The organism is Chryseobacterium indologenes, assembly GCF_001295265.1.
In the GTDB taxonomy this organism is placed as follows: domain Bacteria; phylum Bacteroidota; class Bacteroidia; order Flavobacteriales; family Weeksellaceae; genus Chryseobacterium; species Chryseobacterium indologenes_A.
Genome location: NZ_LJOD01000002.1, coordinates 144,912 through 165,251, shown reverse-complemented (window position 1 = coordinate 165,251; position 20,340 = coordinate 144,912). Strand labels below are relative to the sequence as shown.

At 38.8% G+C, this 20,340-nt stretch carries 16 protein-coding genes; 5 read left to right on the top strand and 11 right to left on the bottom strand.

Annotated elements, in window-relative coordinates:
- Window positions 1-65: 65 nt before the first annotated feature.
- Complete coding sequence (locus tag AOB46_RS04810; protein WP_062696940.1) at window positions 66-362, bottom strand: DUF3098 domain-containing protein; 297 nt, start codon at window positions 360-362, stop codon at window positions 66-68.
- A 1-nt stretch (window position 363) separates the two neighbouring features.
- Window positions 364-1,260, bottom strand: coding sequence for a cell division protein FtsX (locus AOB46_RS04805; protein ID WP_062696939.1), 897 nt, complete (start codon window positions 1,258-1,260; stop codon window positions 364-366).
- 91 nt (window positions 1,261-1,351) lie between these two features.
- On the opposite strand from AOB46_RS04805, the gene rsmA reads away from it, so the two are divergent.
- Entirely contained in the window at window positions 1,352-2,122 is a 771-nt protein-coding gene (rsmA, locus tag AOB46_RS04800; protein WP_062696938.1) for a 16S rRNA (adenine(1518)-N(6)/adenine(1519)-N(6))-dimethyltransferase RsmA, read from the top strand.
- Window positions 2,123-2,178: 56 nt separating this feature from the next.
- Here the strand turns inward: rsmA and AOB46_RS04795 are convergent, their stop codons facing one another.
- From AOB46_RS04795 to AOB46_RS04760, 8 genes are all read right to left on the bottom strand, one after another.
- Window positions 2,179-4,557: a choice-of-anchor L domain-containing protein gene (locus tag AOB46_RS04795; protein WP_062696937.1), complete on the bottom strand. Its 2,379-nt coding sequence runs from the start codon at window positions 4,555-4,557 to the stop codon at window positions 2,179-2,181.
- Between the two features lie 382 nt (window positions 4,558-4,939).
- Window positions 4,940-8,530, bottom strand: coding sequence for a choice-of-anchor L domain-containing protein (locus AOB46_RS04790; protein WP_062696936.1), 3,591 nt, complete (start codon window positions 8,528-8,530; stop codon window positions 4,940-4,942).
- A gap of 173 nt (window positions 8,531-8,703) precedes the next feature.
- The gene (locus tag AOB46_RS04785) at window positions 8,704-11,064 is read right to left on the bottom strand and encodes a choice-of-anchor L domain-containing protein (RefSeq protein ID WP_062696935.1); all 2,361 of its coding nucleotides are present in this window, start codon (window positions 11,062-11,064) and stop codon (window positions 8,704-8,706) included.
- Between the two features lie 209 nt (window positions 11,065-11,273).
- Window positions 11,274-11,804: a DUF1003 domain-containing protein gene (locus tag AOB46_RS04780; protein WP_062696934.1), complete on the bottom strand. Its 531-nt coding sequence runs from the start codon at window positions 11,802-11,804 to the stop codon at window positions 11,274-11,276.
- Window positions 11,805-11,814: 10 nt separating this feature from the next.
- Window positions 11,815-12,585 (bottom strand): TIGR02757 family protein, encoded by a 771-nt coding sequence (locus tag AOB46_RS04775; protein WP_062696933.1) that lies wholly within the window; start codon window positions 12,583-12,585, stop codon window positions 11,815-11,817.
- 7 nt (window positions 12,586-12,592) lie between these two features.
- Window positions 12,593-13,507 carry a ribonuclease Z gene (locus AOB46_RS04770; protein WP_062696932.1) on the bottom strand — a complete coding sequence of 305 codons (915 nt, stop codon included), beginning with the start codon at window positions 13,505-13,507 and terminating at the stop codon, window positions 12,593-12,595.
- A 145-nt stretch (window positions 13,508-13,652) separates the two neighbouring features.
- Window positions 13,653-14,240, bottom strand: coding sequence for an RdgB/HAM1 family non-canonical purine NTP pyrophosphatase (gene rdgB / locus AOB46_RS04765; RefSeq protein ID WP_410470263.1), 588 nt, complete (start codon window positions 14,238-14,240; stop codon window positions 13,653-13,655).
- 38 nt (window positions 14,241-14,278) lie between these two features.
- The gene (locus AOB46_RS04760; protein WP_062696931.1) at window positions 14,279-15,109 is read right to left on the bottom strand and encodes a CPBP family intramembrane glutamic endopeptidase; all 831 of its coding nucleotides are present in this window, start codon (window positions 15,107-15,109) and stop codon (window positions 14,279-14,281) included.
- 110 nt (window positions 15,110-15,219) lie between these two features.
- Here AOB46_RS04760 and AOB46_RS04755 point away from each other — a divergent pair, with 110 nt between their 5' ends.
- From AOB46_RS04755 to AOB46_RS04740, 4 genes are all read left to right on the top strand, one after another.
- Window positions 15,220-15,909, top strand: coding sequence for a hypothetical protein (locus tag AOB46_RS04755; RefSeq protein ID WP_062696930.1), 690 nt, complete (start codon window positions 15,220-15,222; stop codon window positions 15,907-15,909).
- An 11-nt stretch (window positions 15,910-15,920) separates the two neighbouring features.
- Window positions 15,921-16,640 carry a hypothetical protein gene (locus AOB46_RS04750; RefSeq protein WP_062696929.1) on the top strand — a complete coding sequence of 240 codons (720 nt, stop codon included), beginning with the start codon at window positions 15,921-15,923 and terminating at the stop codon, window positions 16,638-16,640.
- A gap of 61 nt (window positions 16,641-16,701) precedes the next feature.
- Entirely contained in the window at window positions 16,702-18,297 is a 1,596-nt protein-coding gene (locus AOB46_RS04745; protein WP_062696928.1) for a peptide chain release factor 3, read from the top strand.
- A 432-nt stretch (window positions 18,298-18,729) separates the two neighbouring features.
- On the top strand, window positions 18,730-19,680 hold the full coding sequence (locus tag AOB46_RS04740; protein WP_062696927.1) for a DUF4349 domain-containing protein: 951 nt from the start codon (window positions 18,730-18,732) through the stop codon (window positions 19,678-19,680).
- Window positions 19,681-19,969: 289 nt separating this feature from the next.
- Here the strand turns inward: AOB46_RS04740 and AOB46_RS04735 are convergent, their stop codons facing one another.
- Window positions 19,970-20,335 carry a hypothetical protein gene (locus AOB46_RS04735; RefSeq protein ID WP_062696926.1) on the bottom strand — a complete coding sequence of 122 codons (366 nt, stop codon included), beginning with the start codon at window positions 20,333-20,335 and terminating at the stop codon, window positions 19,970-19,972.
- Between the last annotated feature and the right edge of the window lie 5 nt (window positions 20,336-20,340).

Below are 20,340 nucleotides of genomic sequence, written 5' to 3'. Positions count from 1 at the left end.
TTTGAGACTCACAGCCAATGCATGAATCTCTTAATTTCTTAATCTCCTAATAAAGATTTTATCAATTACTTTCTCTTCAAAATTGCATAAACTTCTATTGCAAAACCAATTACGACAAATAACGGTGCAATTCTGATTCTGCGGATAGAGAAAATGCCGTCGTTCCATGAATTAGGATCGAATTTGCCATCTACTGTGTTGGCATCCGGGCCCATCATCAGAAGGAATCCTACAACGATAAATGCAAGCCCTATCAGCATCCATTTGAAGTTCTGCTGTCCAAAATAAAAAGTATTTTCCTGTGGAACTTCGGTTTCCTTGCCAAACGCTGAAGCGGAAAATTTATTTGTTTTTTTGCTCATGTTAAGAATAATATAAATCGTCAACATTGGATCTTAAGAATCTCCATGTTGCAATGATTGTACTTAATACACTGATGAAAATACCCACTCCAAATACCAGTACTACCAGCCATACATACTGATTGGTATCCTGTACGAAAGGTGTTTTTATTGTGGTTGTAAAATAATACCAAAGTCCGAATAATGCCAGTAATCCGAGTATAGCCCCTAATACTCCAAGAATAAGTGCTTCTTTGATGAAAGGAATAAGAATAAATCTACGCTTCGCTCCTACCAGCTGCATGGTTTTAATAATAAACCTTTTTGAAAATACTTTTAGCCTGATTGAGTTATTAATCAATACAATGGCCAGAATCAGGAATAAAATACAGAACGCCAGGATCCACTTAAGAATCTGATTCAGCTTATCATAAATTTTCTGAGAATCGGAATCATTTTTCACATCTACAATTCCCGGCACCGATTTAATTTCTGTAAGCACTTTTCCGATTTTAGCCGAATCTGTATATTCCGGTTTTAAAGTAATTTCTACAGACGCAGGAAAAATATCATCTTCAAAAAGAGCCTCACTGTTTACCCCTAAGCTTTTCTTAGCTTCCGCAGAAGCCATTTTTTTGGAAATATAGGTCGTACGCTTCACCGATTCCAGCTTCTGGATCTGCTGAACAGCATCACTTTCCTGTTTTAAAATTTTAGCTGAATCTTTTACATCATAGTTTTCATCAAAATATGCGTTTACAACAAGTTGTTCTTTAAGATAGTCTGAATACTTTTGTGCATTGATCAGAATAAGTCCCATCAAACCCAGCAAAAATAACACCAGGGCAATACTTATCACTACTGTAATATTGCTGGACCGAAGCCTTTTCTTATTAAACTCTTCTACAGATTTAGCCATTAATATTAAAATTTTTGGCTAAAATAGAAAAAAACTTCCGAAATTTGGGACGAAATAAAGAAAATCATTGTTAATAAAATCATAAAAAACTTTGAGTGTAAAAGCAAAAAAACATCTGGGACAGCACTTTCTGACAGATGAAAATATCGCAAGAAAGATTGTGGAAGGTCTTAGTTTTGAGAACTATAATAAGGTGATGGAAGTTGGCCCCGGAATGGGTGTCCTTACCAAATACCTTCTCGAAAAGGATCAGAACGTCTATCTCGCAGAAATTGATACCGAATCTATAGAGTATCTTAAAAACAATTATCCGAAAATCACAGAGAATACATTTGTGGGCGATTTCCTGAAGCAGGATTTTCAATTTGTGAATGGTGAGCAGATTGCTATTATCGGTAATTTCCCCTATAATATTTCTTCTCAGATATTATTCCAGATTATAGATCATTATGAGCTGATCCCGGAAATGGTAGGAATGTTTCAAAAGGAAGTTGCAGAAAGAACAGCAGCGGTTCCCAGAACCAAGGACTATGGAATTCTTTCCGTTCTGATACAGGCTTATTATGATGTCTCCTATCTTTTTACAGTACATGAAAACGTTTTTAATCCGCCTCCGAAAGTTAAATCAGGAGTAATCAGACTGACAAGAAACCCAAAAGAAGGTCTGGCCGGGAATGAGGTTCTCTTTAAAAAAATTGTAAAAGCCGGATTTAATCAAAGGAGAAAGAAGCTTTCAAATTCTCTGAAGGTTCTGGAAATTCCTGAAGCTTTAAAAACCCATGAGTTTTTAGACAAAAGAGCAGAGGAACTGAGTGTCCTTGATTTTATAAGCTTTGCCAATCTCTGGAAAGAAAACAGATAAACAAAAAGCCTTTCAGATTAATCTGAAAGGCTTTTTTTATGATAGATTATTCTATATTATTCTCTATTCTTCAGCATGATCCATCCGGACCAGTTCATCTGAACTTTAGACTTAGGATATTCAAAGTTGAATTTATACCAGTACGTCGCAGTCGGAAGTCTCTTACCTCCTACCGTTCCGTTCCACACAGGCATCTCCTTGGAGAAACGGAACATTTCTACACCGTATCTGTCGAAAATTGATCCTGTAAAGTTCTTGAAGTCACCCAGAGATTTCAGATCAAGCACATCATTGATTCCGTCATCATTAGGTGTGATGATATTGTTAATCTGAAGGGTAAAGAATTCAAATGTACCTACACAATGCGTCCCCACTCTTCTTACCATAATCGTATAATTGGTATTATCCAGCAGGTTGGTGAATACATTGGAATCCTGCCATGAAATTCCGTTATCAATAGAATATTCCAGACTGCTTGTCGTATTATTCATCATAGGATTTTCAGCAATAACAGTCAGGGTTTTCTTAGCACTTTCATAATTGGCAGCAGTTACAAAAGGAACAGCAGCTCCTCCTACTTTAGCAGTAAAGATTTTTTTACAGAATCCGTTATCTACCTCTACTGTATAAACTCCCCAGTCGCTGGCAAGGATCGTCTGGGTAGTAGCTCCGGTATTCCATAGGTATTTATAGTTCGGGCCGGCACCTGCATCCAGTATAACACGGTCGCCCAGACACATTTCCACATCTTTGAGAGGGGAAGTAAGTTCCGGTGTAACTTCTACTGTAATGGTAGCCGGATTTAATGAACGGCAGCCTTTAGGTCCAAGAGCATATACCGTGAATGTAGTGGTCTGGTAAAGCGTAGCAGTCTGTGTATTCCCTGTTCCTAAGAAATTGGTCCATTGATAAGACGCACCTCCTTCTGCGGTAAGGGTTACTGTTTCTCCCGGGCATATTTTAATCCTTGAGGATTTTACTCCTGCTACAGGTGTTGTTTCTTTCGCCAGCTTCAGCTCTATCATTTTGCTGCAGAAACCGCCATTTGACACTACCGTGTATAGGATCTGCCCATCCGTACCATTATAGTTCAGTACATTCTGGATATAGTTTTCATTCCTGGCAATGGCATCAGCCTGATTTTCGTAAAACCTGAATACCGCTCCCGGAGTAGGACTTATCGAAGACATGGCATTGGTTAAATCGAAAGTGGTTATATCGGGTGTAGCACAAAGAAGCAGTGTAGCATCCTGTGCCAGAGGTGTAGTTCCTCCGTGAATTTCTATAGTAGCCTTCCCAGGGCAAGGGTTACCGGGTACACTTACTTCAATGGTATAAGTTCCGGGCTGTGTTGCCGTAATGGTATTTGAAGTAGCTCCGGGAACCGGATTTCCATTATGATACCATTGGTATAAAAGGTTAGGATCACTTACAGAAGCAGTAATCACCTGTGGTACATTATCACAGACGTTAATATCTGAAGGAAGTGTTGCTCCACTTGGATCTAAAAGTTCTACTCCGATATTGAAGGATCCGCCTTCCAGAAATACAGCAGAGTCATAAACGTGATCGGGACTAGAATATGGAGTATAATCTGCAATAACCATTTTAAAATGATATTCCTGACCAGGAATTACAGTTGCAGTAGCGGTAAGGGGAACAGTTCTACCGTTAAAGTTAGTTTCAATATTAGTGGTATTGTAACCGGCAAAATATTGTTCGTTAACAGCTGGACAGCCTCCAAACCCCGATATTGCAGGACGTATATTGGTAACACTCACAGGACCGGCCCCTGCCGGAAGTATAGCCATATTCTGGTATGGTCCCCCAGATGTAGGTCTCAATAATATGGCAAAAGCATCCGAATAATCACATGGAAAGGTGCTGTAATACTCTTCAGAAGCAAGGAGATAATTAAATTTAATCTGGGAAGTCGTAGGTACGAAATCAAATTCAAGAAGAACCGCATCAGCAAGTGTTCCTGTAGATCCGATAGCCTGAGCAAGATCAGAATCCGTTCCTCCGCCGTTATTGGCATTAAGCCCATCTACAAAACTATTCCCGGCTTCTCTCGCATATCCTGTAGAAAGTACAATACCATCTTTAAAGGGGAAATTTGTAGTTCCTTTATGGAAGTATCCCCAGGATCTGTTATTATTCGTAACAGCATGATTAGGGGTTATTTTAACATTATTTACAGTTGGAGTCACACAGGTATTGGTTCCGGAAGAGATCAGAACATCTTTTACCAATTGTGTGATGGAATAATTACTTTCAGCGTAGCCAGCTGCATTCACATCAATAAAATTCCCTGCTCTCCGGGATTGTTCAGTTGACTGAATCTTTCCAGGCTTGCGGGGCTGTGGAGTTTGTGAAAATAAAAAAGCCGGGACGACTAAAAGGAATAAATAAAAAACAGATAGAATTCTTCTCATAATACTTTTGTTTCAACAAATTTAATTTTTTTTTAAACATGTCATACACATATTTAACTTTTTTACACGAAAATTACAAAATAACAAAGTGAAAATATTTAATAATAAATTCCCATGCCCCTTTACAAATCATCATTAAATAGAAGAAAATGTTGATTTTTTCATGGAATACAAATTCAGAAAATCGAAAACAATGTTTTCACCTGATTGTGAGACAGTATTTTAGATCTTACCAATCGTGTTTAAGAATTTATATTTCATCTATTTGTTAAAAAGAGATTTTTCCTGTATTATTTTTCAAATTACAGCAATACATGATATCCGGTAAAAACACAAAAATCTTTCATTTCTGAAAGATTTTTTGCGAATAATTTATATTTAATTAATTTCTGTTTTTCAATAATATCCAACCTGAGCGTTGCTCCAGTTTCTTACTTGCAGGATGTTCCCATTGGAGTTTATACCAATACGTTCCCGTAGGAAGATTAATTCCCTTCAGGGAGCCTCTCCATATTGCATCTCCTTTTTTCGCCTTGAACACTTCTGCTCCATATCTGTCAAAAATTGAAGCTGCAAAATTATTATACCCGCTAACTCCTGTAAAATCTATTGTATCATTAATACCATCCATGTTCGGGGTAATGGCATTATTGATAACAAATGTAAAGAATTCCAGGGTAGAACCACATTTTGCTCCTTTTACCCTTACCATCAGGCGGTAATTGGTATTATCCAGAATATTGGTAAATACATTGGATCCATGCCAGGTGATTCCTCCGTCTATAGAATATTCCAAAGCACCGCCTGTTGGGTTGCTTGAAATAAGGGTAAGAACATGATTTTCATACAACACGTTGGTAAACTGCGGAAGATCCGGATTCAATAATTGGGCAGAGAATGTTTTAGAGCATACCCCGTTACTAATGGTAACACTGTATGTACCCGGAACATTGGTAGATATGGTTTGGGTAGTAGCTCCTGTACTCCACAGATATGTATAGCTTGGTCCGGCTCCGGCATCTAATGTTCCGGTATCTCCAGCACAGACTGAAACATCTGCCAATGTAGAGACAATGGCCGGCACCACCTCAATCTTCACTGTAGCAGGTTGTGTTGAACGACATCCGTTTCCTCCTAATGCATAAACAGAATACGTTGTTGTAACGGCAGGTGTAACAATCTGAGTATTTCCATTACCAGGAAGCCCGTCCCATTCATAGGTAAAGCCTCCCGTAGCAGTAAGCGTCACAGATTCACCGGCACATATTTTTGATTTGGAAGCTGCAATACCTGCAATAGGAGGTCCTACTACAACCGTTACTGTTGCAGGGGTAGCAGAAATACACCCGTTAGCCCCCACAGCATGTACGGTATATACAGTGGTCATGGTAGGAGAAACTACCTGGGTACTTCCATTTCCGGTAAGCCCGTTCCCCCAGTTATACGTTACCCCGCCGGAAGCAGTGAGCGTTACAGATTCACCTAAACATATTCTTGGTTGTGATGACACCAATGCAGCTGTCGGGCGGGTTGTATCTTGTGTTACGGTTACATTGGCTGTATAGGTACAGCTTAGATTCCCCGGCTGAGATACATTGGTTACTGTAAGTGTATAGGTACCTCCTGTACTTACCACCGGTGTAAGCGTATTGGCTCCGGATACAATAGTTCCTCCTCCCGCTGCTGTCCAGGCAATAGTTGAACCTGCCGGAACTACTGAACCACCTGCATTTAAAGTAACCTGAGGGGTCGTACAGGTAACAGTCTGAGGGGCTTCAATAGTAAGCGTTGTTTCAGCAGTTCTTAGTAATTGCAGGGAAACTACATAATGACATCCTCCATTTTTTACAAGGACATATATCGTCTGATTACCCGGAGGTGCATAGATGGTAGGATTCGGGATGGTATTATTATTTTCAGCAAGCGCATCAGCCTGAAGCACGTAGTAGGTAAAAGTAACTCCTGCAACCGTGGTGATCTGACTCTGTGCTGTTGTAAGATCATAAGTAAGTCCCGGTGCATAACATTTATGCAGCACGGCATTCTGTACAGTTATCGGATTTGAAACTTCAATTGTAATTGTCGCCGGATTCTGGGATACACATCCGTTTGCGCCTACCGCAGCAACGGTATAGGTAGTCGTTGTTGCAGGGGTTACGGTCTGTGTATTTCCTGTTCCCGGAAGGCCGGTCCAGTTATAGGTAACTCCGCCGGAAGCCGTTAAAATGACAGACTCTCCGTTGCAGATCTGTATTTTACTTGCTGTAAGACCTGTAACGGGAGGGGCACTATCCCCTGTTACGGTTACATTAGTAACTGCCGTACAGGTTATATTTCCAGGCTGGTAAGTGTTTGAAATTGTTAGCGTATAGGTTCCCGGTGCATTAATTACGGGAGTTAGTGTATTACCTCCTGAAACAATATTACCTCCTGTTGTAGTCCAGCTGAATGTAGATCCGGCAGGATAAACAGAAGCAGAAGCGTTCAAGGTAATCTGTGAGTTCGTACAGGTCAATACTGCCGGAGGAGCGGCCGAAGCTGTCATCTGTGGAGCTTTTACCAGTTGTAACTCTGCTACTTTGGAGCAGAAACCATTCATTACCCGGACATATACGGTTTGCCCTCCCGGACTGGAATAAGTAGCCGGGCTTGGAATTGTGCTGGCATTTCCTGCAATAGCATCAGCCTGATTCAGATAATAAGAAAAGGTTGCACCCGGGGTTGTACTGATAGAAGGCTGTGCTGAAGGCAGATTAAACACTACATTTCCCGGTCCGTAGCAAACAGTCAGTGTAGCATTCTGTACTGTAGGAGAAGTCCCTCCTACAACGGTTATCGTTGCAGTTCCCGGACATGTATTCCCCTGAACATATACTTTTACACTATATACTCCCGGTTGTGTAGCAGTATAGCTGGGATTGGTTGCTCCTGGAATAGGATCGCTGCCCAGATACCACTGATAGGTTACATTAGGCGCCTGTACAGAAGCTGTAAAAGTCTGAGGTGCATTATCACACATATTAACCGAGGCAGGAAGCTGAACTCCTGCGGGATCTAAAATGCTCACCCCGATATCAAATGATCCCGCTTCAAGAAAAACAGCAGAATCATATTTATAATCAGCATAATCAGCCAGAACCATTTTGAAATGATAGGTTTGGCCAGGTACTACAGTAGCTACAGCCGTTAAAGGAACAGTACGTCCATTAAAATTAGTTTCAATCTGAGGAGTATTCAATCCTCCGAAATAAGCTTCATTTTTAGGACCGCATCCAGGAGGAATTGTGATAGTAGGGTGAATATTGGTAACACTCACCGGGCCAGCATTATTAGGAAGGACAGCTAGATTGGTATAGGTAGGATCCCCTGCCTTTTTCAGTAATAAAGCAAAACCATCGGTGATTTGGCATGGAAAACTTTGCTGATATTCGGCAGATGCAAATAAATATCTAAATTTTATCTGTGTGGATGTCGGTACAAAATCGAATTCTATATAGGTAGCGTCTCTCAGGGAACTGTTAGAAACATTCAAAGCTGCAGCAAGATCAGTATCACCCATAGTAGAAAGCTCATCCTCTAAGGGAGTCTGAAAGCTGTTACCTGCTTTTGCAGCATATCCTGTTGAAAGAATTATTCCATTTGCAAACGGAAAATTAGTTGTTGCCTTATTAAAATATCCCCAGCTGCGGTTAGCATTGGTTGCAGATAAATTAGGAGATACACTTACATTACTTATATTAGAAGTAGAGCAGCCTCCATCAGACACTAACACATCTTTTATTAGCTGTGTAATACCGTAGCTGGATTCAGGATAATTGGGCGTGTTTACATCAATAAAAGCCCCTGCCTTCATGGACGCTGAAGAGGGCCGGTTAGCAATACCCACCCCTTTTCTGGTCTGCGAAAAGACAAAGCTTCCTATTAATGCAAAAAATAATGCAAAAAATAAATTTCTGCTTCTCCTATTTAACATTTTATATTATTTTAAACAAAAATACTATTTTTTTTAATTTAAACTTCATCAAATACAACTTACATTATCATTAATACAACTTTACTTATTTTACAATAAAAACTTCCTTTATTGTAAAATCCATAAAAAAAGCTGGCCAATATGCCAGCTTTTGTCTATTTAAAAACAAGTTATTATTCGATATTCTTAAGCAGAATCCAGCCTGTTTTCACGGTCAGCTGTTTGCTTGCAGGATCCTCAAAGGTAACCTGATACCAGTAAGAGGCGGTAGGAAGTCGTTTTCCCTGGAAATACCCATCCCAGTATGTACGTACTTTTTCTGCTCTAAACACTTCTCTTCCGTAGCGGTCAAAAACAAATCCTTTGAAGTCTTTATAATCACTTACTCCGCTGAAGTCTATGATATCATTCACTTTATCCCCGTTAGGTGTGATTACATTTTTCATAACGAACGTAAAGTATTCTAAATATCCTTCACAGCTTGTATTCTTCACTTTAACACGGATGGTAATCACTTTGTTTTTAGGAACGTTAGTAAAGACATTAGAAGACTGCCATGTAAAGCCATTATCCACTGAATACTCTAATGTTCCGTTACTTGGATTGCTCGCTGTAAGAACCATTGTTCCGCTGTCGTTATAATCTACTTTGATAATCTGCGGTACCACTGCACGAATTACCTGGGCTTTAAATTCTTTGGAGCATACACCATTGCTGATCTTTACCGTATATTCTCCGGGAGTTCCTACAGTAATTGCCCGTGTGGTTTCTCCTGTATTCCACTCATAGGTATATCCCGGCCCGGCCCCTGCATCAAGAAGGATCATATCGCCTACGCAGATATGGCCGCCTTTTAGCGTGGAAACAATAGCCGGAACTACTTCAATGGTTATTCTGGCAGGCTGCAATGATTTACAACCCTGAGCTCCGATTGCATATACTGTATAGGTAGTGGTTTGTGTTGGGCTTACTGTTCGTACACCTACTTTTGAAGAGGTATCATCCCATTGGTATGTCACTCCTCCGGAAGCTGTAAGAACTAAAGTTTCCCCGGCACATATTTTTAATCTTGGGGCATCAAGCTGTACGACCGGCGTTTCTTCCCGTCTTAAAGTAAGGGTAGTCGTTTTACTGCAGAATCCTCCATTTTTCACTACCACATAGATTACCTGATTATCGGTTCCGTTATAGTTTGTAAGATTGGTAATAAAATTGTTATTCTGAGCTGCGGCATCTGTCTGGCTGGCATAAAAACGGAATGTAGCTCCGGCTGTAGTGCTGATCAGCGGTTTGGCATCTTCCAGATTAAAAGTACTCGCAGCAGGAGTAGCACAAAGTTTCATGGTAGCGCTCTGTACCAGAGGAGAAGTTCCGCCAACAATGGTAATGGTTGCTTTCTGGCATTCTGTAGTCCCTACATAGGTTCTGACTTCATAAATTCCAGGCGAAGTTGCTACATAGGTAGGATTGGTTGCGTAAGGAATAAAGTCTCCGTTCTTATACCATCTATAAGTTGTCCCCGGAGCAGCAACTACCTGTGCTTTTAGGATCTGTGGAGTGTTATCACACATGTTAATTGTTTCTCCAAGCGGATTTCCGTTTCCGTCAACAATGGTCATTCCGATATCAAAAGAGCCTCCCTGGATAAATACGGCTGAATCATATCTCTGATCTGATGCATCTGCCAGAACCAGTTTAAAATGGTACGTTTGCCCCGGAATAACCGTAGCAGTTGCTTTAAGAGGAATGGTTCTTCCTATAAAGTTTGTTTCTATTGAGGGGTTATTCAATCCTGCGAAATATTCTTCATTCTTTGTTTCATTATCACAACCTACTCCCTGTGGAACAATATTAGTAACGCTTACAGGTCCTGCTCCATTGGGAAGAACTGCAAGATTGGTATATGTGGGATCCCCTGCTTTTTTTAGAAGAAGAGCAAAACTGTCTGCAAAATTCCCGCAGGGATATCCGCTGGTATATTCTTCAGAAGCAAACAAATAATTAAATTTCACCTGAGTACTGTTGGGCACGAAATCAAATTCCACAGCAACCACATCTTTGAGGTCATCCGGAGGGTCAACGGCTGCCACAAGGTCCGGATCGTTCAGTCCTCCTCCTTCAACTACATCAGACAGCACATCAGATTCCGGTCCGTTTCCTGCTTTTCTTGCTTTTCCTGATACAAGAACAAGACCGTCCGTAAAAGGAAAATTGGTTGTTCCTTTGTGAAAATACCCCCATGCTCTGTCTGCATCTGAGGGCAGCTGATTGGGAGATACTGTTACATTGGTTACATTGGGAACAGCACATAAAGACCCTCCTGCAATCAGGACTTTCTTTACAAGATCATCTATTGTATAGCCTGAAGGAGTGTAAGTAGGTACATTTACATCTATAAAGGCTCCCGCTTTCTTACTTTCTGTCGTAAGATTCTTTTTTAAAGGATTTTTACGTAAATTTTGTCCGAAAGCACCGGCAGATATGAATAGCAATGCTGAAAATAAAAAGTATTTTTTTAATCTATAGCCTAACATTTTATTCTTGTTTGTTCAAATTTAGTAAAATATTTCAACTACATCACATTTAAGTGTATTTTGATTATTTTTTTAACAACTTACCATATAATATTCTATATCACTAAATATTCCACAAATTTAGTAGGGATTGTTTTTTAAAAATTAAAAAGAACAAAAAAAGACCCTTTTACAGGCCTTTCTTATAAATTACGGTATTACCAAGGTCTTCAATCTTTTTTCAATTGTTCAATTTCATTCTGAAGCTGGGCAATAATATCCTTCAATGCTTTAATCTCATTTTTATTTGAACTCACATTGCTTTTAAGCATTACATTTTTAGCTCTTTCATTGTGGTCTTCATCTTCTTCATCTTCATTGATTTCCTCAATATCTTCCTGAATATCTTCAATATCTTCGTTAATTTCCTCAATGTCTTCGCTGATTTCTTCGATATCTTCACTGATTTCTTCAATATCCTCCTGGATATCCTCAATATCTTCCTGAATATCTTCAATTTTCTCATGGCTTTTATTCACAGACATCTGAATGAAAATAGCCAGATAAATTGCCTCTAAAGAAACTACCGTTGTAAGAATCAGCAGCATTTTATCAAATTCAACCAGATGAAGCAGAGGAAGAAGGAAAGAGATTATAAAAAATAAGGTATGGACAATCAGCGAGGGAATAGAACCAATCCACCACGTAATTCCGTTTGCAATTCTTTCTAAAACTTCTGTTTTTTCGCTGTATTTCTTCATCCTTTTTCGTTTATAATAGTTCTTTGGTTACTCCCAGCCCAAATAAAGCAAAATCATATTTGGCAGGATCATTTTCGTCAAATTTTCTGACAGCAACATCCAGTTCTGCCACTGTTTTCCAGTCATTTTGTGTCCTCTGGATTAACTCCAGTTTTCTCGAAATATTTCCGGTATGGACATCCAAAGGAATAGACAGATATTTCTGATCAATATTTTTCCATATTCCAAAATCTACGCCATGTTTATCTTTTCTCACCATCCACCTCAGAAACATAATGATTCTTTTAGCGGAAGAGTTTTTATAGGGGGAACTGATATGCTTGTGGCTTCTGTGCTTTTCTGTTTCAAGGAATCCATTTCTGAATCTTTCAATGGCATGCAGAAAGCTGGTTTCCTGATCTTTCAGCATAAACAGATTTTCCAGACTTTCATTTTCTTTATAAATTTTGCGGAACTGCCTGATGAAATAAGCAAAGTCTTCACCATTAAATGTTCTGTGAATACTTTTATTCTGAAAACTTTCCAGATCTTTATCCGTGTGGCTGATGACGAAATCATATGGAGAATTTCCCATGATTTCAAGCATTTTCTCTGCCGATTTAATGATTGATTTGCGGTTTCCCCAGGAGATGGTTGCAGCCAGAAATCCTGCAATTTCCACATCCTGCTTTAAAGAAAAGCGGTGCGGGATCTGTATCGGGTCATTTTCTATAAAATCGGGGGTGTTATAGCGGTCGGCCTTTTCGTCTAAAAAACTTTTTAATTCTTCAAAATTCAGCATACTGATCTTAAATTTTTACACTTTCCAGTGCTTTCGGAAGATAAGAATTCGGAAAAACAGCTCTGGCCTCATCGGTAAACACCGTCAGATCAGCATATCTGTTGGAAAAATGCCCCAAAATTAACTTTCCTACCTGTGCTTTCTGAGCAATCATTGCGGCCTCCAACGCTGTGGAATGACCTGTATAGTCTGCCATTTCTTTCAGGTCATGAAGAAAAGTAGACTCATGGTAAAGAACGGTTACATTTTTAATGATGGAGATCACGCTTTCCAGATAGCGCGTATCACTGCAGAATGCATAAGAAACCGGAGGAGCAGGATCTACAGTAAGCACTTCGTTTTTAAGAACATATCCATCGCTAAGCACGAAATCTTTTCCTGCTTTGAGGTTATGGTAATCACAGGTTTCTATTTCACTGTATTTGGCGATCTCTTTCATATTGAGGTGCCTTTCTTTCGGTTTTTCCCTGAAAAGATATCCGTTACAATAGATTCTGTGGTCTAAAGGAATTGTATATACTTCTACCCTGTTGTCCTCATAAATTTTTTCTGAATAATCTTTATCCAGTTCATGATATACGACTTCAAAACCACGATGGGTTTCTGTAATCTGGAAAATAGTTTCAAGCATCTTCCTGATTCCTTTCGGACCATAAACATGAAGGGGATTTTCCCGCCCGAGCAAACGAAAAGAGGCAATAAGCCCGGGTAATCCAAAACAATGATCACCGTGAAGATGGGAAATAAAAATATGGTTGATCTTTGAAAACCTTGCTTTGGCTTTTCTCAGCTGTACCTGTGTTCCTTCTCCGCAATCGATCAGGAAATGTCTTTCTTCTATTTCCAGCAGCTGGGCCGTGGGCGAAGAATTAATGGTAGGAATTGCCGAATTAAAGCCTAGTATCGTTAAATAAGTACTCAAATCAATAGTTTATTATAAACAAATGTACGACAAGAAAACCGAAAAATAATTCTTTGTGGAGATACTTCTGTATTTTTATGTCTTCCGGTTCAATAAAAAAGGAATTCCCAACCAGCGGAAGGGAATTGCATATTATAGCCTGATATTAATCTTTTACTTTCAGAAAATCCAGAAACAGATCCAGGGCCTGTTTACGGTGGCTTATTTTGTTCTTATCTTCAGGATTCATTTCTGCAAAGGTTCTGTTGTACCCTTCAGGAACGAAGATGGGATCATAACCGAACCCTTTGTGCCCTTTATTTTCTGTTAGCAGGTTTCCATGGACTCTTCCTTCAAAATATTTAGCTCCATTTTCGTCATAATAGCAGAGAACAGTAATAAAATAAGCTTTTCTGTTTTCCGTTCCTTCCATTTCATTTAAAACCTTTTGTATGTTTTTCGCAAAATCATGATCTCCTGCGTAACGGGCTGAAAAAATTCCGGGTCTGCCATCCAATGCTTCAACAGCAAGCCCGCTGTCATCTCCCAGGCTTGGAATCCCTGTTTTTTCAAAACAATATTTTGCTTTGATCAGAGCATTGGCATGAAACGAGTCTCCATCTTCTATAATTTCTTCATGAATAGCATAATCCGTAAGGCTTTTTACAGTGAAATCATTACCCAGGATCTGCTGGATCTCTTCCTTCTTATGCTCGTTGTGTGTAGCTACCAATAATTCCATATCTATATTCATTTTTACTTAATTTTCTTTATCCTGATTCTCTCTGCTTATTAAATTTCAGCGTAATGCACTTTATATTTTTTTGTAAAAAGGTAGTAAAACAGTGAAAACAAAACTGTTCCTACCATAAGTATTACCCATTCCGGAGTTTTAAATGCATCAGCAAAGCTTTCGCTTTTAGTATAGGTTATCAGCAGTGCCGAGCACAGGTTATTAAAAGCATGCAGCAGCATAGGAAGCAGCAATGATTTTGTCTTATAATATACCAACCCCAAAACACATCCCAGCAGTACCGCCCCTACAAACTGCCACGGATTTCCATGAACCAGCCCAAAAATCACTGATGCATAAAAAATAGCTCTTTTAGGGTTTACTCCTTTGTTCATCAATCCTTTCTGGATAATCCCCCTGAAGATAATTTCTTCAAAAATGGGAGCCATGATTACTGTCATAATGATCATCATGACAGGCTCGAAAGTCAGCTGATTCATCAATTGAGAGAAAAATTCATAATATTTCCCCCAAAACGGACCTGTTATAGGAATAAGCGAAGTGGTAAATTCTGCAATGAACATCATTCCGAGCATCATAGGAAAGATGAGAACGTAAGTATAGAAATTGGTGGTGGAAAAATTAAAATTAAGCTTCTTTCCTGTGGAAGGTCTTACAATAAAGAAATCAAAGAAAGCAATTGCTGTCAGAAAACCTACTGCATTAGTTACCATAAGATACCATTCTTTAAGCTCCAGGTTTTCTTTGAAAGTGATTTTCCAAAATAGATTAAAAAAAGAAACTGACATTGTTCCTATAAATAATCCTGCCAGTAAAACAAGACCTCCGATCCATGTGAAAGTATACTTCGGATATCGGCTATTTTCCATTATGTTTCTGTAAAAAATTTAATAAAAACAAAGATAATTTTTTTGACACCCTTAAGCAACTAAAAAAGGAAATACTTATTTTCGCTTTTTCATGTTAAGCATAGTGAAAAATGAACCATAAAGAGCTTTTCCCAACTGTTGAATCCAGAATTGATGTATTAACAACATGGGTCATCAGCGGTCTGTTGTATGGGCTTCTGCTATTCTGTTTTATTATTTTCGGTGCGCTTCCTGTTTACGGAATTTATAAAAGAGGATGGGAAAATACAACTACTCCGGTAATCATCTGTTTTATGGTTCTATGTCTGATCTGGATACCTTCCGTCTGGTTTTACGGTATCAAAAGAAAACGAATGGCTCATAAAATCGTGATTAATAACAGCGGAATCTTCTATTACAATGCTCATCAGCAAGTAGTTTCAGAAATATTATACAGCCAGCTTTCTTCTTCCGGCCGGGATTATGACATCACCACCATCAGCACTTCCAAAGGTTTAAGATTCCTTCTTGAAATCTCTGTACAGGATGAAAAAGAAGGTCATATGACAAAACGGATTGAAATGAGCTTACCTGTACGTGTTATACATAATCGTTATCATTTGTATGCCCATTTTCTGAAAGGAATATCAATGTTCCGGCCCGATCTGAAGATTGATCCGAAGGTGTTCCGGGATTATTCAATTGATAAGGAAACCTGGCAGGTCACTGATAAAAGTTCCACTCTGTTTTTGCTTCTGATTTTTTTAGCTGTATTTTTAACTGCCGGATTATTAATCTGGCTTGTGATGGTATTCACTTAACAGGATTAGTTATGCAGGAAAAATTTGTCGCTCTGGAATCGGAAATCAGCTGGCCGCTTACTTACTTCGGAATAATCCTCGTCTGGACAGGAATTATTGCTACAGCTGTGGTGATATTCTTTCTTTTTTATGAAATCCGGGACTATGGATGGGCAGATTACCTGTATTATAAGCCAGATCAGTTTTTTATTCTTCTTATTGCAGGAATTATTCTCATTTTGCTCTCTTTTTTTCTGATTTTGTATATGATCAAAGGAAGGAAAAAGGATTACCGAAGAGTGGTTGCAGATGAAAAAGGAATGAGCATGTATGACGCTGAAAATAAACTCATTTCCTCATTCCTGTATGCTGACCTGTGTCCATCCAACGATAAGTATTTTTCTGATGTAAGCAGCAGAACCGGTTATCAGCCTTATTTCACACATTCACTCCTTGTTTTTAAGCATGATAAATCCGGAAAGACAGTAATAAGCCCGATCAGTTTCAATCATAATTACTATAGTTTTAAGAATAAGTATGAGCTTTACCGGCATTTTCTGACGGGCATACAGATTTTCCGGCCTGATCTTACAATAAGCGGCAGGACTTTAGAAGAATACCGCCTTACTCCGGAATCTCCTCCCGATCCGAAATTTGGAAAATTTGAATGGGCAATAGCTATGATGGCTTTTGTTATTGCTATAGGTTTAATCTATGTATTTTACTTATTTATAGGATTATTTTCAAAATAGAAGTTCTTCAGATTTGAAAACCTCGTAAAAAATCACGATTTTTGCAACTTCAAAATACGATATGTCAGACTTAATCAAAGAAATACAAAAAAGAAAAACCTTCGGGATTATCTCCCACCCGGATGCCGGAAAAACAACTCTTACTGAAAAGCTTCTTCTTTTCGGGGGTGCAATTCAGGAAGCGGGTGCGGTAAAATCCAATAAAATAAAAAAAGGAGCGACCTCCGACTTTATGGAAATTGAAAGACAGAGAGGGATCTCAGTAGCAACTTCCGTATTGGCCTTTGAATATAAAGACCACAAGATCAATATTCTGGATACTCCCGGTCACAAAGATTTTGCTGAAGACACTTACAGAACCTTAACTGCTGTAGATTCTGTAATTGTTGTTATTGACGTTGCCAAAGGGGTTGAGGAACAGACTGAAAAGCTGGTTCAGGTATGCAGAATGAGGAACATTCCGATGCTGGTTTTCATCAACAAGCTTGACCGTGAAGGTAAAGATGCTTTTGACCTTCTGGATGAGGTAGAACAGAAACTGGGATTAAGCGTTGTTCCACTTTCTCTTCCGATTGGTATGGGAAGCGACTTCCAGGGAATTTATAATATCTGGGAAAACAATATTCAGCTGTTTCTGGAAGAAAAGAAGCAGAAAGTTGGTGAAACGATAAAGTTTGATGACATTAATGATCCATCTATTGATGAGGTGATTGGAGAAAAAGCCGCTCAAACGTTAAGAGATGAGCTGGAGCTGGTACAATCCGTATATCCGGAATTCAGCCGTGAAGATTATATGAAAGGAGATCTTCAGCCTGTTTTCTTTGGTTCCGCTTTGAATAATTTCGGGGTACGCGAGCTTCTGGATGCCTTTATTGAAATTGCCCCGATGCCGCAGCCTAAGGAAAGTGACACCCGTCTTGTAAAGCCTGAAGAAAGTACTTTTACCGGATTTGTCTTCAAGATTCATGCGAATATGGACCCGAAACACAGAGACAGACTTGCCTTCGTGAAAATTGTTTCCGGAACATTCAAAAGAAATGAAAATTATTTATTGGTAAGAGAGGGTAAAAAAATGAAATTCTCATCTCCAAACGCATTCTTTGCCGATAAAAAAGAAGTGGTAGATGAAAGCTTCCCGGGTGATATTGTAGGTCTTCATGATACAGGAAGTTTCAGAATCGGAGATACTTTAACCGGTGGTGAAAAATTAAGCTTTAAAGGAGTGCCCAGCTTCTCTCCTGAGCATTTCCGCTATATCAATAATAACGATCCGCTGAAAGCCAAACAGCTTGCCAAAGGGATTGATCAGCTAATGGATGAAGGGGTAGCCCAGCTATTTACCCTTGAAATGAACGGAAGAAAAATCATCGGAACGGTAGGAGCCCTTCAGTATGAAGTAATTCAGTACCGTCTGGAGCACGAATACGGAGCTAAATGTACTTATGAACCGCTTTCAATGCACAAGGCATGCTGGGTAGAAGCGGACGAAAAATCTGAAGAGTTTAAAGAATTCGCAAGACTAAAACAAAGATTCCTTGCAAGAGATAAGTATAACCAATTGGTATTCCTTGCAGACTCTTCATTCACGATTCATATGACCCAGGAAAAATTCCCGAATGTGAAGCTGCATTTCATCAGTGAATTCCAGAACAGCTAAGTAAACTTTAAAAAGCTGAAACATAGTAATCCGCAGAAATTTTCTGCGGATTTTTTTGTTAGCAAACACAAAAACACAGCATACTATTTAAAAAACTTTGCATTGTGTGTTTTCTTCGATACAGAAGTATTTTTTGGGCTTTTTTTCCGCTGATCTTGCAGATTCCGCAGATTTTTATACCATGGTAAATAGAATACTTTCCTGCGGATTATACAGGTTTTTACATCCGCAAATCCGGCAGATTGAGCAGATCTTTCACTGGAACATGATGCATTTTCAGTATTTTCCAGCCTGATGGTTTTGTAAATCTTTTGTAAAACAAATACAAACCACTGAAAATCTGAATATTAAAATTTTACCATTATAATACATTCTATTTACAAATGCGGCAAAAGATCCCGTCTTAATTTTACTTCATCAAAAAATAATATTATGAAAAAGTTCATATTACTAGCCGCTATATCCCTGACATTTATTACCTGTAAAAAAGGAGAAACAACTCAGGCCCAGATAGAAAATGCTGTTCATTCGGCAGACAGTACCGCTTCAGCAATAACAGAAACGGCTAACTCTATCAGCAGTGAAGCCGGGAAAATTATGGATTCCGCTAATGTAAGAATAAAAGATTTCGACAATACGAAGGAAGATATTCAACAGAAAATAGAAAGCACAGCAAAAGCGGTAGATTCTTTATCAGATAAGATCGCCTCTGTAAAGCTGACCTCTAAAACTGAGAAAAAAGATTCAACGGAAAAGAAGCCTGAGAAGGTTGTCGTGAATGTTCCTGCTCCGAAGGTAATCAAAGAAACCAAAATTGTTTATAAGGACAAACCTAACAATGACAGCTATGAACATACGGTAAAAAACAAACTGGTAAAATCCGGAGAGTTGTCTATAGCAGCGGATAATACTGAAACGATAAAAGATGTTATTAAAGAAGAAACGGTAAAAAATAACGGATTTGTAAAAAGTGAAGCGCTCTCTTATGTTGCTACCGAATACTCAGACAGACCATCTTCTGATGAAGCCAACGAGAAATCCTATTATATGGAAATCAAAGTGCCTATCCGGAATTTTGACAGCTTAATGGATGATTTAAGCAGTGTAGGAACGGTTGAAAGCAAAAACATCCAGACTACCGGAGACCATTACGCAGATAATACAATCTGTACTATTGCGGTAACTCTTACTGATAAAGCTTATGGAGAAGAGGCTGAAACTTTCGGCGGAAAATCAATGGCTGCTATTTCTTCAGGCTGGAATGTGATCACTTCTATCTTTCTTTTCCTTCTTCCGTTGTGGCCGCTGTTCCTTATTGCCGGTATAGGTTATTACTTTTATAAAAAGAGAAATAAAAATATTCCTGATAACAATTCACACTAGATTTTTCTGATCCGTCTCCTGAGGCGGATTTTTTATGGTTTTTTGGCCGTAAGTTTCCGATGTATCAGGGTTACTGTGTTTTTTAATTTTATTTTAATAAAAATCAGTTATCTGTACTGTTTGTTCTTTCTATATTTAACTGTTCATAAAATTTTGCCGGAGGTAAGCCATGCTGTTTTATGACAGGTTTTGAATATAGGGGTTAACCTGTTCTCATAATCAGGATTAACTATACATATATTATAAAAAGTGGTTTGTAATGCAAAGGCTCCCTTTCAGGAGCCTTTCATTATTTCATATTCACTACTTTGTCTACAATATACTTTGTATTTCCTCTCCACGGAAGTGTTCCGTTGTATTCCTTATAATGAAGATCAAAGGTTTTACCGCTGTTGGTTTCCAATTGCTTAAAAATCTCAGGATCTTCTACGGAAAATTCAAATTCGTAGCTTGTTACCGTACCGGTCTTTCCTCTTCCGAATCCTTCCTGAATCAGCTTTCCCTCATAGGTTTTGAAAACATAGCCTTTTTTTATTGCGTAATTCAGATATCCGGATTTTACTCCTTCCCCGAAAACGAAGAAAAATTTATACCATACAAATACGCCTACAAGCAGCAGGACAACTCCGAGGGTGATCCACAAAGATTTTTTCATAAGCA